This is a genomic window from Streptomyces sp. NPDC051018 (assembly GCF_044456085.1).
Taxonomy (GTDB): Bacteria; Actinomycetota; Actinomycetes; order Streptomycetales; family Streptomycetaceae; genus Streptomyces.
Genome location: NZ_JBITFN010000007.1, coordinates 42,894 through 58,064 on the forward strand (window position 1 = coordinate 42,894; position 15,171 = coordinate 58,064).

General features: G+C 74.1%; 12 protein-coding genes and 1 pseudogene. 4 read left to right on the plus strand and 9 right to left on the minus strand.

Annotated elements, in window-relative coordinates:
* The first annotated feature begins 81 nt into the window (after nt 1-81).
* Nucleotides 82-1,224 carry a VanZ family protein gene (locus ACIBCM_RS14170; RefSeq protein ID WP_399242806.1) on the plus strand — a complete coding sequence of 381 codons (1,143 nt, stop codon included), beginning with the start codon at nt 82-84 and terminating at the stop codon, nt 1,222-1,224.
* On the opposite strand, the gene ACIBCM_RS14175 is transcribed toward ACIBCM_RS14170, so the two are convergent.
* Nucleotides 1,187-3,754: a helicase C-terminal domain-containing protein gene (locus ACIBCM_RS14175; RefSeq protein WP_399242808.1), complete on the minus strand. Its 2,568-nt coding sequence runs from the start codon at nt 3,752-3,754 to the stop codon at nt 1,187-1,189. The two genes, ACIBCM_RS14170 and ACIBCM_RS14175, sit on opposite strands and share 38 nt — an antisense overlap.
* Before the next feature lie 137 nt (nt 3,755-3,891).
* On the opposite strand from ACIBCM_RS14175, the gene ACIBCM_RS14180 reads away from it, so the two are divergent.
* On the plus strand, nt 3,892-5,322 hold the full coding sequence (locus ACIBCM_RS14180; RefSeq protein WP_399242810.1) for a hypothetical protein: 1,431 nt from the start codon (nt 3,892-3,894) through the stop codon (nt 5,320-5,322).
* A 958-nt stretch (nt 5,323-6,280) separates the two neighbouring features.
* On the opposite strand, the gene ACIBCM_RS14185 is transcribed toward ACIBCM_RS14180, so the two are convergent.
* From ACIBCM_RS14185 to ACIBCM_RS14200, 4 genes and pseudogenes are all read right to left on the minus strand, one after another.
* Nucleotides 6,281-7,246, minus strand: coding sequence for an ABC transporter substrate-binding protein (locus ACIBCM_RS14185; protein WP_399242812.1), 966 nt, complete (start codon nt 7,244-7,246; stop codon nt 6,281-6,283).
* Nucleotides 7,247-7,722: 476 nt separating this feature from the next.
* A pseudogene (locus tag ACIBCM_RS14190) lies at nt 7,723-8,520 on the minus strand (ABC transporter ATP-binding protein); the annotation flags it as partial.
* Nucleotides 8,517-9,569, minus strand: a complete 1,053-nt coding sequence (locus ACIBCM_RS14195; protein ID WP_399243315.1) for a FecCD family ABC transporter permease — start codon at nt 9,567-9,569, stop codon at nt 8,517-8,519. The pseudogene ACIBCM_RS14190 and the gene ACIBCM_RS14195, both read right to left, overlap by 4 nt.
* 161 nt (nt 9,570-9,730) lie before the next feature.
* Nucleotides 9,731-10,741: a FecCD family ABC transporter permease gene (locus ACIBCM_RS14200; protein WP_399242814.1), complete on the minus strand. Its 1,011-nt coding sequence runs from the start codon at nt 10,739-10,741 to the stop codon at nt 9,731-9,733.
* Between the two features lie 218 nt (nt 10,742-10,959).
* Here ACIBCM_RS14200 and ACIBCM_RS14205 point away from each other — a divergent pair, with 218 nt between their 5' ends.
* Nucleotides 10,960-11,661 carry an HAD family hydrolase gene (locus ACIBCM_RS14205; RefSeq protein WP_399242816.1) on the plus strand — a complete coding sequence of 234 codons (702 nt, stop codon included), beginning with the start codon at nt 10,960-10,962 and terminating at the stop codon, nt 11,659-11,661.
* A 29-nt stretch (nt 11,662-11,690) separates the two neighbouring features.
* Here the strand turns inward: ACIBCM_RS14205 and ACIBCM_RS14210 are convergent, their stop codons facing one another.
* Nucleotides 11,691-11,933, minus strand: a complete 243-nt coding sequence (locus ACIBCM_RS14210) for a hypothetical protein (protein ID WP_399242818.1) — start codon at nt 11,931-11,933, stop codon at nt 11,691-11,693.
* A gap of 181 nt (nt 11,934-12,114) precedes the next feature.
* Between ACIBCM_RS14210 and ACIBCM_RS14215 the strand changes: the two genes are divergently transcribed.
* Nucleotides 12,115-12,498: a cold-shock protein gene (locus tag ACIBCM_RS14215; RefSeq protein ID WP_399242820.1), complete on the plus strand. Its 384-nt coding sequence runs from the start codon at nt 12,115-12,117 to the stop codon at nt 12,496-12,498.
* A 241-nt stretch (nt 12,499-12,739) separates the two neighbouring features.
* Here the strand turns inward: ACIBCM_RS14215 and ACIBCM_RS14220 are convergent, their stop codons facing one another.
* Genes ACIBCM_RS14220 through ACIBCM_RS14230 form a run of 3 tightly spaced genes read right to left on the minus strand, consistent with a single transcriptional unit; the run spans nt 12,740 to nt 14,885 of the window.
* Nucleotides 12,740-13,600 (minus strand): 1,4-dihydroxy-6-naphthoate synthase, encoded by an 861-nt coding sequence (locus tag ACIBCM_RS14220; RefSeq protein ID WP_399242822.1) that lies wholly within the window; start codon nt 13,598-13,600, stop codon nt 12,740-12,742.
* The gene (locus ACIBCM_RS14225; protein ID WP_399242824.1) at nt 13,597-14,382 is read right to left on the minus strand and encodes a futalosine hydrolase; all 786 of its coding nucleotides are present in this window, start codon (nt 14,380-14,382) and stop codon (nt 13,597-13,599) included. Before ACIBCM_RS14225 ends, ACIBCM_RS14220 begins: the two co-directional genes overlap by 4 nt.
* A gap of 26 nt (nt 14,383-14,408) precedes the next feature.
* On the minus strand, nt 14,409-14,885 hold the full coding sequence (locus ACIBCM_RS14230) for a DUF2771 domain-containing protein (RefSeq protein WP_399242826.1): 477 nt from the start codon (nt 14,883-14,885) through the stop codon (nt 14,409-14,411).
* Between the last annotated feature and the right edge of the window lie 286 nt (nt 14,886-15,171).

A 15,171-nucleotide genomic window follows, 5' to 3' on the forward strand; every position in this document is an offset into this window, starting at 1 on the left:
TGGTCCGGTGGTTCAGTAGCCCGGTAGCCCGGTCAGGGCGCCGGCGGGCCTGATCGCGGCGCGGCGGGGCACCCGCCGGACATGACCGTACAAGGGGACAAAACCACAGGGAAAGAAGAGGACCGGCGGAACAGCGGTGACGGAGGGGACGGCGGCGGGGAGGCCGTGGCGGGTGTCTCCACCGGACGCGTCGTCTTAAAGGCGCTGATCATGGCGGTGGGCGCGGTCGCCCTCGTCGCGTTCTCCGCCGTACTGGCCAAGCTGACCCTCACCCCGTCGGCGGCCTCCGCCGATATCGCCGGGTCCAATCTCCGGCCGGGGCACTCGCTGAGGGCGTACGCCGAGGAGTACACCTTCCTCGCCGCGTGCAAGCAGATCGGCGGCAATCTGCTGCTCGGGGCTCCCTTCGGGCTGATTCTGCCCGTGCTCGTGGAACGCAGGCTGCGGATGGTGCGGGTGGTGCTTCTGACCGCCCTGGTGATGGTGTTTGTGGAGCTGACACAGGGTGCGATCGTGGAGGGCCGGGCCTTCGACGTCGACGATGTGTTCCTCAACACCGGTGGTGCGCTGATCGCGTATCTGCTGCTGGGGCGGCGGATCGGGCACCACTTCCACGCCCTGACGGATCCCCGGCGACGCCGGAGCGCGCGCGAGGGGCGGTGGAGCCGGGGCATCCCGGGGCTGCCGGGGAAGCGGGCGGCGAGGAACGCCCGGGAGGCCCGGGATGCCGACGGCGAGGCGGCCGGAGCGACCCGGACGGCGACGGGAACGGGAACGGAGACAGGGGCGGCGCGGGAGGCCGGTGCCGGGGCGCGGGTCGCCGGGACGGCTCAGGAGCCCCGGAACTCTCCGGCGTCCCGGAACTCCCCGGGGTCCCGGAAGTCCCTGAGGGCCCGGATGTTCACGGCGTCCCGGACGGCCCGGGGGACCGGAACGGCGGCGGAACCCCTGAGCACCGGGCGCTCCGGGGAGCCCCGGAGCGCCCGGGCGACCGGAGCGACCGGAGCGACCGGAGCGACGGAGGAGACGGAGAAGTCCGAACAGAGGGCAGGGACGGAGGAGACGGCGGAAACAGAAGGGGCCGGAAACTCCGCCGAGGCCCCCACCGCAGCGGGCCGCCTCCGCCGGGCGGAGACAGCGCGGGACCCTCACCCGGACACCGCCCTCGCCCGGCTGCGCGCCCGCTTCAGGCAGAGTCGCCCGCGAGCTCCGCGACGCCCGTGATGCGGTGCAGCGGATAGGTCCTGACCTCGTCCGCCGTATGGTCGAAGGCCGTGACGAAGCCGCCCTCCACCCGTACCGGAGCGATCACGCGCTGGCTCGCGGTGCCCTCCGCGTTGACGTAGCCGATCCAGATCGCCGAGCCCGTCATCGCCGCCGCCTGGACCGTCGCCAGGGTCTCGGCGGCGCTGGTCCGGGGGAGGCCGCCGTCACGGGCCGGGGACGCCCCGGAGGCGGCGGCCGGTGAACCGGTGGCGGCGGACGGCTCCGCGACCGGCTTCCGTACGACCGTGGACGCCAGGTCGCCCGCCCGGATCGCCTTCACAGCGGCGCCCAGCAGGGTCGCGTCGGGGACCGGAGGGCCGTCCGCGAGCGGGGCCGGCGGGGTCCGGGGCGGGGTGCGGTGGGCATGGGCGGGGGTGATCAGCACATCCCCCTCCGCCGACTCCGCCGCGGGCGCGTAGCCCATCGCCCGCAGGCCGTTCAGCAGTGTCGTCGGATCGGCGGGGGAGGCGAGCACGGTGGGTGCGAGGCGGCGCAGCCGCAGCCCCTGGGACCGTTTGTCGGCGATGATCTCGTCCAGCATCACATCGTCGTCGCAGCGGACGTACGAGGACGCCGCGCCGATCCGCAGATGGCCGTGGCGCCGGGCCACGTCGTCGATCAGATAGCTCAGCGGCTGCGGCACCGGTGTCCGCGAGTGGGCCGCGAGGAAGGCGTGCAGATCGGACGCGGCCCGTCCGGCGTCCAGCGCACGGCGTACGGAGCCCGGGGTGAACCGGTAGACCGTCGCACCGCCCTTCGACTCGACGTCGGCGAGCACCGCGAGGGTTTCGGCGAGGGGGCGTTCGAGGGGGCCGGGGGCGACGGCGGTGAGGTCGGCCTGGAGGAGGACGTGGTCGAGGGGGGTGGGGAGCAGCGGGGCGAGGGCCGTGGCGGGGCCCGCCGGGAGCCGTCCGCGGCCCGGACCGTCGGACCCGGACCCGGGGACCGGCGGAGACAGCCGGTCGGTGGCACCGGTCACCAGTTCGCGGCCGTGGGCCGACAGGGCGCCCCGGCCCGTGACCCCGAGCGTCTCCGCCTCCGTGAGGGTCCAGGAGGCCACACGGGAGCGGAGGTCGGGGGCGGGGTGGGGCGCCGCCGGGGTGCGCAGGGGCCGTTCCCAGTGGAGGCGGGCGAGAAGGGAGTCGGGGGCGGGGGCGGTGCCCTCGGGGAGCGAGGCGAGAAGGGCCAGGACGCGGCGGCGGGTGCCGGGCGCCGAGGGGCGGTCGAGATCGGGGCCGAGGGCCGCGAGGGTGCGGCCCTTGCCGTCCTGGGTGCCGACCAGGCCGGGCGTACGGGTCGAGGAGAGCCACGCGGACGCGAGGACCGACCAGCGTTCGGCGGCGGGCAGGGTCAGCCACTCGTCGTACGCGGGCGTCGGCGCGAAGCGCTCGTCGGCCGTGGCCGTCCCGGTCCGGGTCACCCCGCCGTCCGAGGCCAGCAGCCCCGCCGTGTAGGCCAGTTCCAGCCAGAACGCCGCCAGTTGCTCATCGGTGTCCAGCGCCGCCGCCGTCCGCTTGAGGTCGCGTACGGCGAGACCGCCCGCGCGCAGGACGGACGGCCCGCCCTCGTGCCAGTCCTGGAGCAGGTCCTCCACCGTGGACAGCGCGGTGAACGCCTGCCCCGCCGCCGTACTGTCCACAACCTGTGGACGGCCCGGCGAGGAGGACGCGGGAACGACCTCCGGCGGCACCGGCTCCGGTGTGCGGTGCGCCCGCCCGGCCCGCAGATGCAGCGCGGCCTCGCGGGGCAGGACGACCGTGCGGGGGGAGGCGGGCAGCAGCAGTCCGCGGTCGCGCAGCCAGCGCACGGGCGGGGTCGGATTGGCGGTCACCTCCCCGTAAGGCGGACCCCAGACCAGCCGGTCCAGGACCGCGAGCGCCTCCGGAGGGGCCTCGTCCAGCAGCTCGCCCATCCGCTGCCGGTCGGTGAACAAGGCGGTCAGCGCGGCGACCGCGGACACCGGATCATGGGTCGTGGGCAGCCCCGCCGCCTTCACGATCTCCTGGATCCGGCCCGGCGACATACCCGCCGTGGACTCCGCGACGGTCGGGCCGAGCCCGGTGGGGGACGGCCGGGTCGGCGAGGGCGCGAGGAGTTCGCGCGCGGTGCGCACCAGCCGCAGCCGTTCGTCACCGCCCCACACCAGGGCCTGGGTACGCAGCCGAGCCACCGCCCGGGGCAGCGCCTCCTCGATCGCCGGGTCGCCCTCGTCGCCGGTCAGCAGCGCGAGCAGGGCTTCGTAGGAGGCCGGATCGGGGGCCACGGCCAGCGCCTCGGCGGCCTGGAGGGTGAACCGGTCGAGCCGTTCGAGGGCGCGGACGACCGAGGCACGTGTTCCCGCGCGTGTCGCGAGCTGTGTCAGATCGCCGGGCACGGGGTTCAGCAGATCGGGGCGCGCGCGAAGCAGCGCGGCCAGCTCCTCGTCACCGCGCGCACGCAGGGCCTCGGCCAGCGTGCGCGGACTGCTTCCTTCGGGCATGGTCCCCATCCGCCCCACGGTAGTCCCTGGAAGGGCGGGGCCGCGCTACCGTCGGGGCAAGTGCGGGCCGGCGGCGAGTCAGCGGGCGGCCCGGCCGGGAGCGGCGGGGAGCGCCGGGGAACGCAGGGACGTCAGGGGAAGCGCCGGTGGGGATCGAGAGCGACCAGCTCGTCTACGACTATCTGAGCCGGGTCGGCGACCTGGCCCAGCAGCACCAGCTGTCGTCCGGCAGCCGGATGCGGCTGGTGTCGGCGCTGCGCGGGGAGATCGACCGGCAGCGCTCGGCCGCCGGGGCGGACAGTCCCGCGTCGGTACGGCGGATCCTGGGGCGGCTCGGGAGTCCGGACGACGTGGTGACGGCGGCGGCGCGGGACGGCGGCGCGGGACCGGGCGCGGATACGGGGACTCCGGGGGCGGCGAATCCGGGCGGGGGCCGGGGGATCCCGGGCGCGTCGGGCGCGTCTGGACCGGGGGTGTCCGGACCGGGCATGTCCGGATCCGGCACGTCCGGCACGTCCGGGGCGGGCGGGGCGGGCGGGGCGGCTCCGGGATCGCCCGCCGGGGGTTCCCCGGGCCGGGGGACATCCGGCGGGGCGGGTTCGGGCGGGGGACGTCCCCGAGGTCCGGGCGCCGGCTCCCGTACGGCCCCCGGCGCCCTGTCGGCGCTCGGCAGATGGGCGGGGCTCCTCCAGCCCGACGGCGGCCGGGACTCCGGGGCCGGCGGATCGCCGGGGACGGGCGCGCCGTCCTCCGCCGGATCGCCGGGCGCCACCGGAACCGGCGGGTCCGGGAACCCCACGCCGTCGTCCGCAGAACTGCCGGGCCAGCGCGTCCGCCGCCGGATTCCCCGCCCCCGCCGCAACCCGGCCGCCGAGCCCGCCCCGCCGCCCGCCGTGGGACTGCCTCCCCACCTCGCCGGGCTCGACGAGCTGGGCCCCTCCGGCGGTGCCGCGCCGGATGTCGACTGGTGGAGCGTCGAGCCGGATCCGAACGGCGCCGGCGAACGGGTCGCCGGGTTCACTGGCGGTGTGGAGATCCCCGAGATACTGCGCCCGCCGCGTCCCGACGGCGAGGGGGAGCCGGGCACGGAGGCGGGGGACGGCGGCGAGGGGACCACGGAGGAGGCGGGGAACGCCGGAGCCGCCGGAACCACGGCCGGTCCCGGGGCGGGGGCCGCTCCCCGGCGGCGGTGGGTGCCCCGGCCCCGGCGACGGGCCGCCGCCGGGGGAGCCCCGGCCGCCCCCGGCCTCGGCAACCCGTTCCTCCTGGTCGCCGCCGCCCTGCTCGTCGCGGGTGTGATCCTCGGCTCCTGGCTCGCGCTCGGCCTCGGCTGGCTCCTCGCGTACGGCTCGCGCCGCCTCACGCCGTTCGAGAAGAAGCTCACGATCGCCGGCATCCCCGCGACGGCCGTGGCGGCGGGGCTGGTCTGGATCTGGGGGCGGTCCGAGGGGCGCTGGGGCGAGCCGATCGCCGAGGGCGCGATGAAGGACGTCTTCGCCGGTACCTGGCCCTGGGTACTCAAGGGCGCGGCGCTCGCCTCCGCGCTCTACCTGGTATGGCGGGCACGGAAACGCTGAGGTCTGCCCTGCCGTCCCGGACGGGCGACGGTCACTCCCCCTGGGCCCGGCGGCTCGGGAGATGCCCCCACCCTGGGCTTTGCGGTCCGGGTGGTGCTCCGACCCCTGAGCCTGGCGGTCCGGAGGCGGCCTCGTCCCCCTGGGCTTGCGGCCCGCGAGGCGCGCCGAGCCCTGAGCCTGGGGCCTGGCATATGTACGCCGACTCCTGGGGCCCGGCGGCTCGGGAGATGCCCCCACCCTGGGCTTTGCGGTCCGGGTGGTACCCCCTTGGTCCGGCGGCCCGGACGTGGCCTCGCGCCCTGTTGCCGGGGCATCCGCGTACGCCCGCTATACGAATGCGCTCCGGTGTGGCCGGAACCCCCTGCGTCCGACGCGCGCGCGGATCCACCGCCGATGGTGCGGCGGCCCTGGGGGCCGCCCGGCCGTGGCGCGATGGTGCACCGCCCGCCCCCGGGGGCGGGCCCCGGGAAAGGCGCCGACTCCCGGACCCTGGCGGCCCGGAGGTGCCCCCACTCCGGGGCCCGGCGGTCCGAGGCGCGCGGGACCGCGGGCCCTGGGGCCGGGAGACAACCCTGCTCGGCCTGGGGGCCCGGCATGTCGGCCGCCCTCCGCGTCCGATGAGCGCGGTCCACGGCCGATGGTGCCGCTTCCCTGGAGGCTGCCGGGCCGTGTCGTCACGGAGCGCCGCCCGCGCACAGGGCGGGACCCCGGGACACCAGGGCCCTCCTCGGGCGGCCCCGGCACCCGCCGCGACGGTACGCGCCGGGTGCCGGGCGGGATGGTGACGGCACGGCCCGGGAACCCGGACGGGCTTCAGCCGCCCCGGTGGCCCGGGCCGGGCCCGCTCCCGTACAAGGCGTACGCGCGCGGCCCGGACAGCCGCGTCGGCGTGCTGGGCCCGCGGGCCGGGCGGGATGGTGACGACGTCCGCCCGAGGGCGCCCGCGGCAGGCCGGGTGTCAGTCGGCCAGGTGGCCCGACAGTTCGTCGAGGATCTTGCCGGCCGCGGTGTAGCCGATGCCCTGGATCCACAGTTCGTCGTCGGTGGCGAAGACCTTGCCGTCCTTCACGGCCTTCATGTTCTTCCACAGCCCGCTGCTGAGCGTCTGCGTCTGCTTGGCCTTCTCCGGGTCGCCGTAGGTGCTGTGGAAGATGACGTCCGCGTCGGCGAGGTCGATCTTCTCGGGGCTCACGTCGTACGAGAACCCCTCCTTCGCCCGGTCGGCGATGGGCGCCCGCCCGAGGCCCACATCGGCGAGGATCGTCGCGATGTAGTTCTGCTTCCCGTAGATGCGTACGTCCGCGCCCTCCATGAAGCGCACCACGTTGACCTTGGTCGCCGCGGCCTTCGCGGGGCCGCCGAGTCCGGTGGTGACCTCGGCCGCGCGGGCCTCGTACGCGTCGACGGCCTTCTTCGCCTCGGCCGTCCGGCCGAGCGCCTGGGCGTGGACCTGGAAGTTCTCCTTCCAGGGGTAGCCGGTGGTCTCGGTCATCACGGTCGGCGCGATCTTCGACAGGGCGTCGTACCGGGCGGCGTGGCGGATCTTGCTGGTCAGGATCAGATCGGGCTTCAGCGCCGCGATGGCCTCCATGTTGGGGGTCATCATCTCGCCGAGGTTCTTGATGCCCGCCACCTTGTCCTTGGGCAGATAGCTGAGGAAGTCGGTTTCGGCGGCCGTGTGGGTGGCGCCCACCGGCTTCACCCCGAGAGTGATGGCGGAGTCCAGCTCGGCGGTGTCGAGGACGACGACCCGCTGGGGCGAGGCGGGCACCTTCACCTCACCCATGGCGGTCTGCACCGTACGCGTACCGCCGGAGGCCGCGTCGTCGCCGGAGCCGGATGAGCCGGATGAGTCGGACGAGCCGCACGCGGTCAGGAGGAGGGCGGAGGCGAGCAGGAGCGCCCCGGCGCCGAGGCCGCGCACGCGAGAGGGGGAGGCGGCGGCCCGGGCGGATCCGGACGGCCCGGGGGCACCGGTGGAGCCGCCGGAAAGGGGAGTGCGCGGGGCGGGGGACGAGGGTGTCATGAGGAGGCCTTTCGTACGGTGTCTTCCGGGACGGTCTGTTCCAGCGGGGCGTCTTCCCGCACGCCGTCCACGGCATCTGCGGTGTGTCCGGCGTCGTCGGCGGTTCGGGATACGGCGGCTCGGGGTTCCGCGGTTCCTCGGGGGCTGTCGGGTACGGAGCCCTCGCGCCCGGCGCCCTTGTCCGGGAGGGGGAACTCGCGCCCGGCGGGCTCCTGTCCGGTGCGCTCCCCGGAACCGGAACCGGCACCGTTCTCCGAGGGCCCGGTGTCCCCGGAACCGGAGCCAGTAGGAGAACCAGAACCAGAACCAGAACCAGAACCAGAACCAGAACCGTCCGGCGCGGTACCGGCCGGAGCCGTATCGCCGCCGGAACCCGCGCCGGAACCGGGCGAGTAGGGCGCGCCCGGCACCACCAGTGGCGAACCCGTCACCGGATCCGGGACCACCACCGAGGCCAGCCCGAAGACCTCCCGGACGAGTGAGGCCGTGACGACCTCCTCCGGGCGCCCCTCGGCGACGATCCGGCCCTCCTTCATGGCGACCAGGTGATCGGCGTACCGCGCGGCCTGGTTGAGGTCGTGCAGGACGGCGACGACCGTACGGCCCCGCTCGTGGTTGAGTCGGCGCACCAGATCGAGCACCTCCACCTGATGGGCGATGTCGAGGAATGTCGTCGGCTCGTCCAGCAGCAGCAGATCCGTCTCCTGCGCGAGCGCCATCGCGATCCACACGCGCTGCCGCTGCCCGCCGGAGAGTTCGTCGACGGGCCGCGCGGCGAGCGCGGCGACGTCCGTGCGCTCCATCGCGTCGGTGACGGCCCGCTCGTCCTCGTCGGACCACTGCTTCCACCACGCCTGATGGGGCTGGCGGCCACGGGAGACGAGGTCTGCGACCGTGATGGCCTCCGGCGCCACGGGCGACTGCGGCAGCAGTCCGATGGACTGCGCGATCTTCTTCGTGGGCGTCTTCGCCAGTTCCCGCCCGTCCAGCAGAACCGATCCGCCCCGGGGCTTCAGCAGCCGTCCCAGGGCGCGCAGGGTCGTCGACTTCCCGCAGGCGTTGGGGCCGACGATCACGGTCACCTGCCGGTCGGGGACCGCGAGATCCAGCTCGTGGACGACCGTACGGTCCTCGTAGGCGAGCGTCAGCCCGCGGGCGGTGAGCCTGCTCACGACTTCCCTCCGGTGGTACGGCTCCGCATGATGAGCCAGATCAGATACGGCGCGCCGACGGCCGCCGTCAGCACTCCCACGGCCACTTCGGTCGGTGCGAACAGCTTCCGGGCGAGCAGATCGGCGAAGACGACGATCACCGCGCCGAGCAGCGCGGAGCACAGCAGCGGGATCTGCGCGGTACGGGTCATCCGGCGCGCGATCTGCGGGGCCAGCAGCGCCACGAAGTCGACCGGCCCGGCCGCGCCCGTCGCCACGGAGGCGAGGACGACCCCCAGGGACACGAGCCCGAGCCGTACCCGTCCGAGGCGCACCCCGAGCGCGGTCGCGGTGTCGTCGTCCAGGGACACGGACCGCTGGGCCCGCGCGGCCCACACCACGGCGGGCGCGAGCAGGAGGAGCGTCCACCCGAGGGGCGCGGCCTCGTCCCAGTCGCGGCCGTTGAGCGAGCCCGTCATCCAGATCTGCGCCTGCTGGGCGACCAGGTAGTCGCCCTTCGTCATGAAGAGGGTGGTGAGCGACCGCAGCGCGATCGCGAAGCCGATCCCGATCAGCACGAACCGGGCCGCGTGCAGTCCGCCGCGCCAGGCGAACACGTACACCAGCGCGGCGGCGACGATACCGCCGGTGACGGACAGATAGGGGAGCACGGTGTAGGAGGTGACGCCGAAGGTCATCGCCCCCACGGTCAGCGCGCTCGCCCCCTGGCTGATGCCGATGATGTCGGGGCTGGCGAGGGGGTTGCGCGCGACCGTCTGGATCAGCGCGCCCGCGATCCCGAACGCGATCCCCACGAGCACCCCGACCACCATGCGCGGCAGCCGCAGTGTCCCGACGACCAGTTCATCGGGCGAGGGCTGGCCGAGGAGGACCCGCACCACCTCGTCGGGCGCGACGAAGGACTCACCGACGCTGAGATACGCGACACACACCCCGGCGAGCAGGACGCCGAGCCCGGTGGCGACGGCCACGGACCGCCGGTGCAGCAGAAAGCTCCCCGCCCGCACCCGTACGAGCCCGTAGCCCCACGGTCTGGCCCCTACGCTCATCTCCGCCCCCGGTCTGGTCCGTACGCTCATCTCCGCCCCCGGGCCGGTCGGTTCGGTGTCCCGTCCACCGGGCGCGGCCTCCGCGGTGAGCGTCTTCGGCCCGGTGGCCCCGGTGGCCCCGGTGGCCCCGGTCGCCCGGGTCCCCGGCCCGGTCGCCCGCGTCATGAGGCCACGGCCCTGCGCCGTACGAGTGTCACCAGGAACGGCACCCCGATCAGCGCGGTCATCACCCCGGCCGGGACCTCCCCGGGCGGCAGGACCACCCGTCCGGCGACATCGGACATCAGCAGCATCACGGGCCCGATCAGCGCCGCCATCGGCAGCATCCAGCGGTGGTCGCCGCCCACGACGGCCCGCGCTATATGGGGTACCGCGAGTCCGATGAAGGCGATGGGCCCGGCCGCGGCCACGGCGGCCCCCGTCAGCACCGTCGCGGCCAGCCCGCCCACGATCCGTACGGTCGCGACCTTCTGCCCGAGCCCCTTGGCGACGTCCTCACCGAGGGCCAGCGCGTCGAGGCCGCGCGCGACGACCGCCACCAGCAGCACGCCCACCGCCAGGATCGGCCAGACCTGTTCGACGATCTCCGCCTCGCGCCCGGAGATGGAGCCGACCTGCCAGAAGCGGAACTCGTCGAGGACCGCGGCCTGCGTGGTGAGGACCGCCATCGTCACGGACACCAGCAGCGCGTTGACGGCCGCGCCGCCGAGCGCCAGCTTCACCGGGGTGGCCCCGCCGCGCCCCCGGGAGGCGATCGCGTACACGGCGACGGAGGTGATCGCCGCGCCCGTGAAGGCGAACCAGACGTATCCGGTGAGGGTGTGCACCCCGGCGTACGCGATGGCGAGTACGACGCCCACCGACGCGCCCTGGCTGATGCCGAGGATGCCGGGATCGGCGATCGGATTGCGGGTGAGGCCCTGGAGGACCGCGCCGGCGAGCGCGAGCGCCGTGCCGACCATCAGCCCGATGAGGGTGCGGGGCAGCCGGAGTTCGGTGACGACTTCGGCGTCGTCACCGCTCCCGCCCTGGAACAGCGCCTCGAACACCGTGGAAGGCGCGATGGACCGCGCCCCCACCCCGAGGCTGAGCAGCACGGCGACCAGCAGGGCCACCACGGCAGCCGCCGTCCAGCCGATGCGGCGGACCGCGAGCGCGCGTCTGGCTGACATGGTGACCAATCAGGTGCGAGGGACGGGAAGTCGGGCACGGGATTTCGGTGAAACAGGCAAGACAGTTAAATCGGATGAATCAGATGAATCGGTCGAAGAGGGGGCAGGGAGGGTGGGCAGGGCTGAGCGGCCCGAGGGGGCGAACCCCCCGAGCGTAGGTAAGGCTTGGCTAAGTCTACGGGTCGGGTGTACGGGCCATCGATGGGCACAATGAATCCATGGCTTTCCACCGGGAGACGGCTCCCCGCAACCCCGCCCCCGCACACGTCCCCACCGAGGCCCCCACCAGGGCTTTCACCGGGCCTTTCGCCGAGGCACCCACGGTCGGTTTCGACCTGGACATGACCCTCATCGACTCCCGGCCGGGCATCCACGCCGCGTTCGTCGCCCTCGCCGAGGAGACGGGCACCTGGATCGACGCCGATCTCGCCGTCACCCGGCTGGGTCCGCCGCTGGAGCAGGAACTCGCCCACTGGTTCCCCGATGAGCGAATTCAGGCCATGGGCGACCGCTATCGCGAGATCTACCCGGCGTACGCCATCGAGCCGACCCTCGCGCTCCCCGGCGCCCGCGAGGCCGTCGCCGCCGTCCAGGAGGCGGGCGGCCGGGCCGTCGTCGTCACGGCCAAGCACGAGCCGAACGCCGAACTCCATCTCGTCCACCTCGGCATCGAGCCGGACGCCGTCGTCGGCTGGCTGTGGGCCGAGGCCAAGGCGGAGGCGCTGCGCGAGCACGGCGCGAGCGTGTACGTCGGCGACCACATCGGGGACGTCCGCGGCGCGCACACCGCGGGAGCCCTCTCGGTCGCCGTGCCGACGGGCCCGTGCAGCGCGGACGAACTGCGCGCGGCCGGGGCGGATGTGGTGATCGGGGACCTCACCGAGTTCCCCGCGTGGCTAAGGGAGTACGCCGCGGAGTGAAACCGCACGGCACCCCGTTGCCGTCCATGTCATGACGGCGTCACCGATTTGGCCGCCCGCCGCTGAGCCGCGACCGAACGGAGCACACCCCCCGCCGCGATCACGAACCCGGCACCCATCAGCATGCACACCGCGTAGGCGATCGGCGGAAAAGGCTCGGTGCCCAGAAAGAGCGGTGCCACGGTGACCAGGGTGGCCACCGCGCCGACGATGAAGACGATGGCGCCGGCCCTGACCAGTCCGTCACCCGGCGCGGAAGGAGTAGCAGTCATCCGGCCAGGGTAGTTCCCTGCGAGTAGGAACCGTTCGGCGACGTCTTGTCACCAGCCCCTGGACCATTAGCCTTGGGTGGGAGCGGGTCGGACGACCCGCTGTAGTGCTATCCAGAGCAGTTTTTCCGGTCTCCCAAGCGCCACACGAAGCGCCCCGACGAGTACGAGGACGAGGACAGACGTGCCTACCGGCAAGGTCAAATGGTTCAACAGCGAGAAGGGCTTCGGCTTTCTCTCCCGCGACGACGGCGGTGACGTCTTCGTGCACTCGTCAGTGCTGCCCGACGGGGTCGATTCGCTCAAGCCCGGCCAGCGCGTCGAGTTCGGCGTGGTCGCGGGCCAGCGCGGTGACCAGGCACTCTCGGTGACGGTTCTCGACCCGACCCCGTCCGTCGCGGCGGCCCAGCGCCGTAAGCCCGATGAACTGGCCTCCATCGTCCAGGACCTGACGACGCTCCTGGAGAACGTCACCCCGATGCTGGAGCGCGGCCGCTACCCCGACAAGGCGCAGGGCAAGAAGATCGCGGGCCTGCTGCGGGCGGTGGCGGACCAACTCGACGTCTGAGCAGCCGGTACGGGGGTCCGGTGCGGGTTCCGGTGTGGGACCGTTCCCTCCGTGCCTCGGAGCCGCGGTACCGGGGTCTGCGTGACGGCGTCGCCGCGGTCGTACGGCTCGGTGGCGCGGCCCCCTTTCCGGCGCACCCGCGACCCCGGGGCTCGCGCCGGGCCCTCCCGGTGGCGGTCCCCCTGCCGGCCCCGGTCCCGCCGGGCCCGGCGGACGTACTCCCCGGTGCCGTCAGGGGGGCCTATCCCCGGCGCAGGAACTCCAGCGCGTCCCGGCCGAGGGGCGGTACGAGCCCCTCGGCCGCGGCCCGTGTGAGCAGCCCGCGCACCGCCGCGTAACCGTCGGCCCCGAGGTCGGCGGTGAACTCATTGACATACAGGCCGATATGCCGGTCGGCGACGGCCGGATCCATCTCCTGCGCGTGCTCCCGGACATACGGGCGGGACGCCTCCGGATCGTCCCAGGCCATCCGCACGGACGCCCGGATCGACTCCGCCAGCAGGGCCAGCGTCTCCTCGCCCAGCGAGCGCTTGGCGACGATCGCGCCGAGCGGGATCGGAAGCCCCGTCGTGGACTCCCAGTGCTCGCCCATGTCGGCGAGACAGCGCAGCCCGTAGTTCTGATACGTGAACCGCGCCTCGTGGATGACCAGTCCCGCGTCCACCTTCCCGTCCCGTACGGCGGGCATGATCTCGTGGAACGGCATCACCACCACCTCGCCGACCCCGCCGGGGATCCGGTCCGCGGCCCACAGCCGGAACAGCAGATACGCCGTCGAGCGCTCGCCCGGCACGGCGACCGTACTCCCGGCCAGATCGACGCCCTCCTCACGGGACAGCACGAGCGGACCGCAGCCACGGCCGAGCGCGCCCCCGCAGGGCAGCAGCGCGTACTCGTCGAGGACCCACGGCAGCACCGCGTACGACACCTTCAGGATGTCGCCCTCGCCGCGCTCGGCCATGCCGTTGGTGATGTCGATGTCCGCGAAGGTGACGTCGATGGGGGGTGCGCCCGGCACCCGGCCGTGCGCCCAGGCGTCGAACACGAAGGTGTCGTTCGGGCAGGGCGAGTACGCGATGTCGTACGCGGTCCGGCGGGTCACGGCGACTCCTCCTCGAAGAGCGGGCTGAGCCGCTGGAAGGCGTGGGCCAGCGCCTCCAGGGCGTCCTTGATCCGCCAGGCGGCCCGGTCGCGCGGGCCCACGGGGTTGGAGACCGCCCGGATCTCCAGCACGGGCACACCGTGCGCGACCGCAGCCTCCGCGACCCCGAAGCCCTCCATCGCCTCGGCTCCGGCGCCCGGGTGACGCTCCGCCAGCAGCGCCGCGCGCCCGGCCGAGCCGGTGACCGTCGAGACCGTGAGGACGGGCGCGAGCAGCGCGCCCGTCGCCCCGGCGGCACGCGAGGCGAGGGCGGCGGGCGGAAGATGGCGCGTACGGCCGAAGCCGAGTTCGTCGACGGGGACGAATCCGTCGGGCGTGTCGGCCCCCAGATCGGCGGCGACGATCGCCTCGGCGACCACGAGCGAGCCGACGGGCGCGAGGGTGCCGAATCCTCCGCCGATGCCCGCGGAGACGACGAGTCCGTACGGGGTACGGGCGAGGGCCGCGGCGGTTCCGGCGGCGGCCGCGGCCGGCCCGACCCCGGCGACGAGGACATCCACGGCGGGGGAGTGATGACGGGTGAGGCGATAGGGCAGCGGGGGCGGGGCGTTCCCGCCGGCGGACGGTCCCGCGGGGGCCGGGGTGGCCGCGCCTGGGGTGACGGGGGCGGTGGCGGGGGCCTCGGAGGGTCCGGCGCCGGGCCCGGGGGTGCGGGCCGCGGCGAGTCCGGCGGCGACGGAGTCCGCCTCCGCCGCCACCGCGGTCACCACCAGGACGCGCACCGGTCCTCCTCCGCTGTCTGACTGGGTCAGGAGGTCTTCTCCAGTGTGAACTGCCAGATACCGGTGATCTTGTTGTTCTTCGCCTCGACGATGCTGATGTCGGCCTTGGTGGACGACTTGCCGGTCTGCGAGGCGAAGAAGGCACTGGCGGGAATGGACCGGTACGTCTTCTTGAACGGCTCCTGCTCGGCCTGCTGACCGTCGATGAACAGGGTCCAGCCGTTGTCCGCGATCTCCGGGTCGACACCGAAGCGGACCCGGTCCTCGGCGGACACCTTGATGGTCTTGCCGCGCTTGTTCAGGCAGGCCTGCTGCTCCGACTCCTTGATCGCGTCGCCGCCGTTGTAGCAGGCGGCCTCGGAGCTGACGGAGTTCGTCCCGACCGTCACGGTCGCGAGCGGCGTCGGCTTTTCGCAGGCGGAGAGGACGAGGAGCCCGGCGGAGACGGCACCGATGGTGGCAGCGGCCCGGCGGCGCTTGCCGGAGAAGAACGCAACGGTCATAAGCGGAAGGCTATAGGTCCGCCCCGCCCTGTCCACGCGGGGGTCGTCCCCCGCGTGTGCGGTTCCCCCCGACCGGGGGCTCCCGACCGGGGGCTCCGCCCCCGGACCCCCGCGCCTCAATCGCCGGCGGGGCTGCACACCCCGCCGCTCCCCGAGCCACATGCGGCTCGTGCGGCAAGTTCCAGCCCGTCCGGCGTTTGAGGACGGACCTCGCGGTGGTGACCGCCTGCGGTTCGGGCGGCCCGAACCATGTCGAGCCCGTCCGGCGCTTGAGGACAAAAAACAA

What these genes read in the sequence shown, in the direction of transcription:
- ACIBCM_RS14170 (WP_399242806.1), top strand. Translation starts at nt 82, where the DNA reads ATGACCGTACAAGGGGACAAAACCACAGGGAAAGAAGAGGACCGGCGG.
- ACIBCM_RS14175 (WP_399242808.1), bottom strand. Translation starts at nt 3,754, where the DNA reads ATGGGGACCATGCCCGAAGGAAGCAGTCCGCGCACGCTGGCCGAGGCC.
- ACIBCM_RS14195 (WP_399243315.1), bottom strand. Translation starts at nt 9,569, where the DNA reads ATGAGCGTAGGGGCCAGACCGTGGGGCTACGGGCTCGTACGGGTGCGG.
- ACIBCM_RS14200 (WP_399242814.1), bottom strand. Translation starts at nt 10,741, where the DNA reads ATGTCAGCCAGACGCGCGCTCGCGGTCCGCCGCATCGGCTGGACGGCG.
- ACIBCM_RS14205 (WP_399242816.1), top strand. Translation starts at nt 10,960, where the DNA reads ATGGCTTTCCACCGGGAGACGGCTCCCCGCAACCCCGCCCCCGCACAC.
- ACIBCM_RS14210 (WP_399242818.1), bottom strand. Translation starts at nt 11,933, where the DNA reads ATGACTGCTACTCCTTCCGCGCCGGGTGACGGACTGGTCAGGGCCGGC.
- ACIBCM_RS14230 (WP_399242826.1), bottom strand. Translation starts at nt 14,885, where the DNA reads ATGACCGTTGCGTTCTTCTCCGGCAAGCGCCGCCGGGCCGCTGCCACC.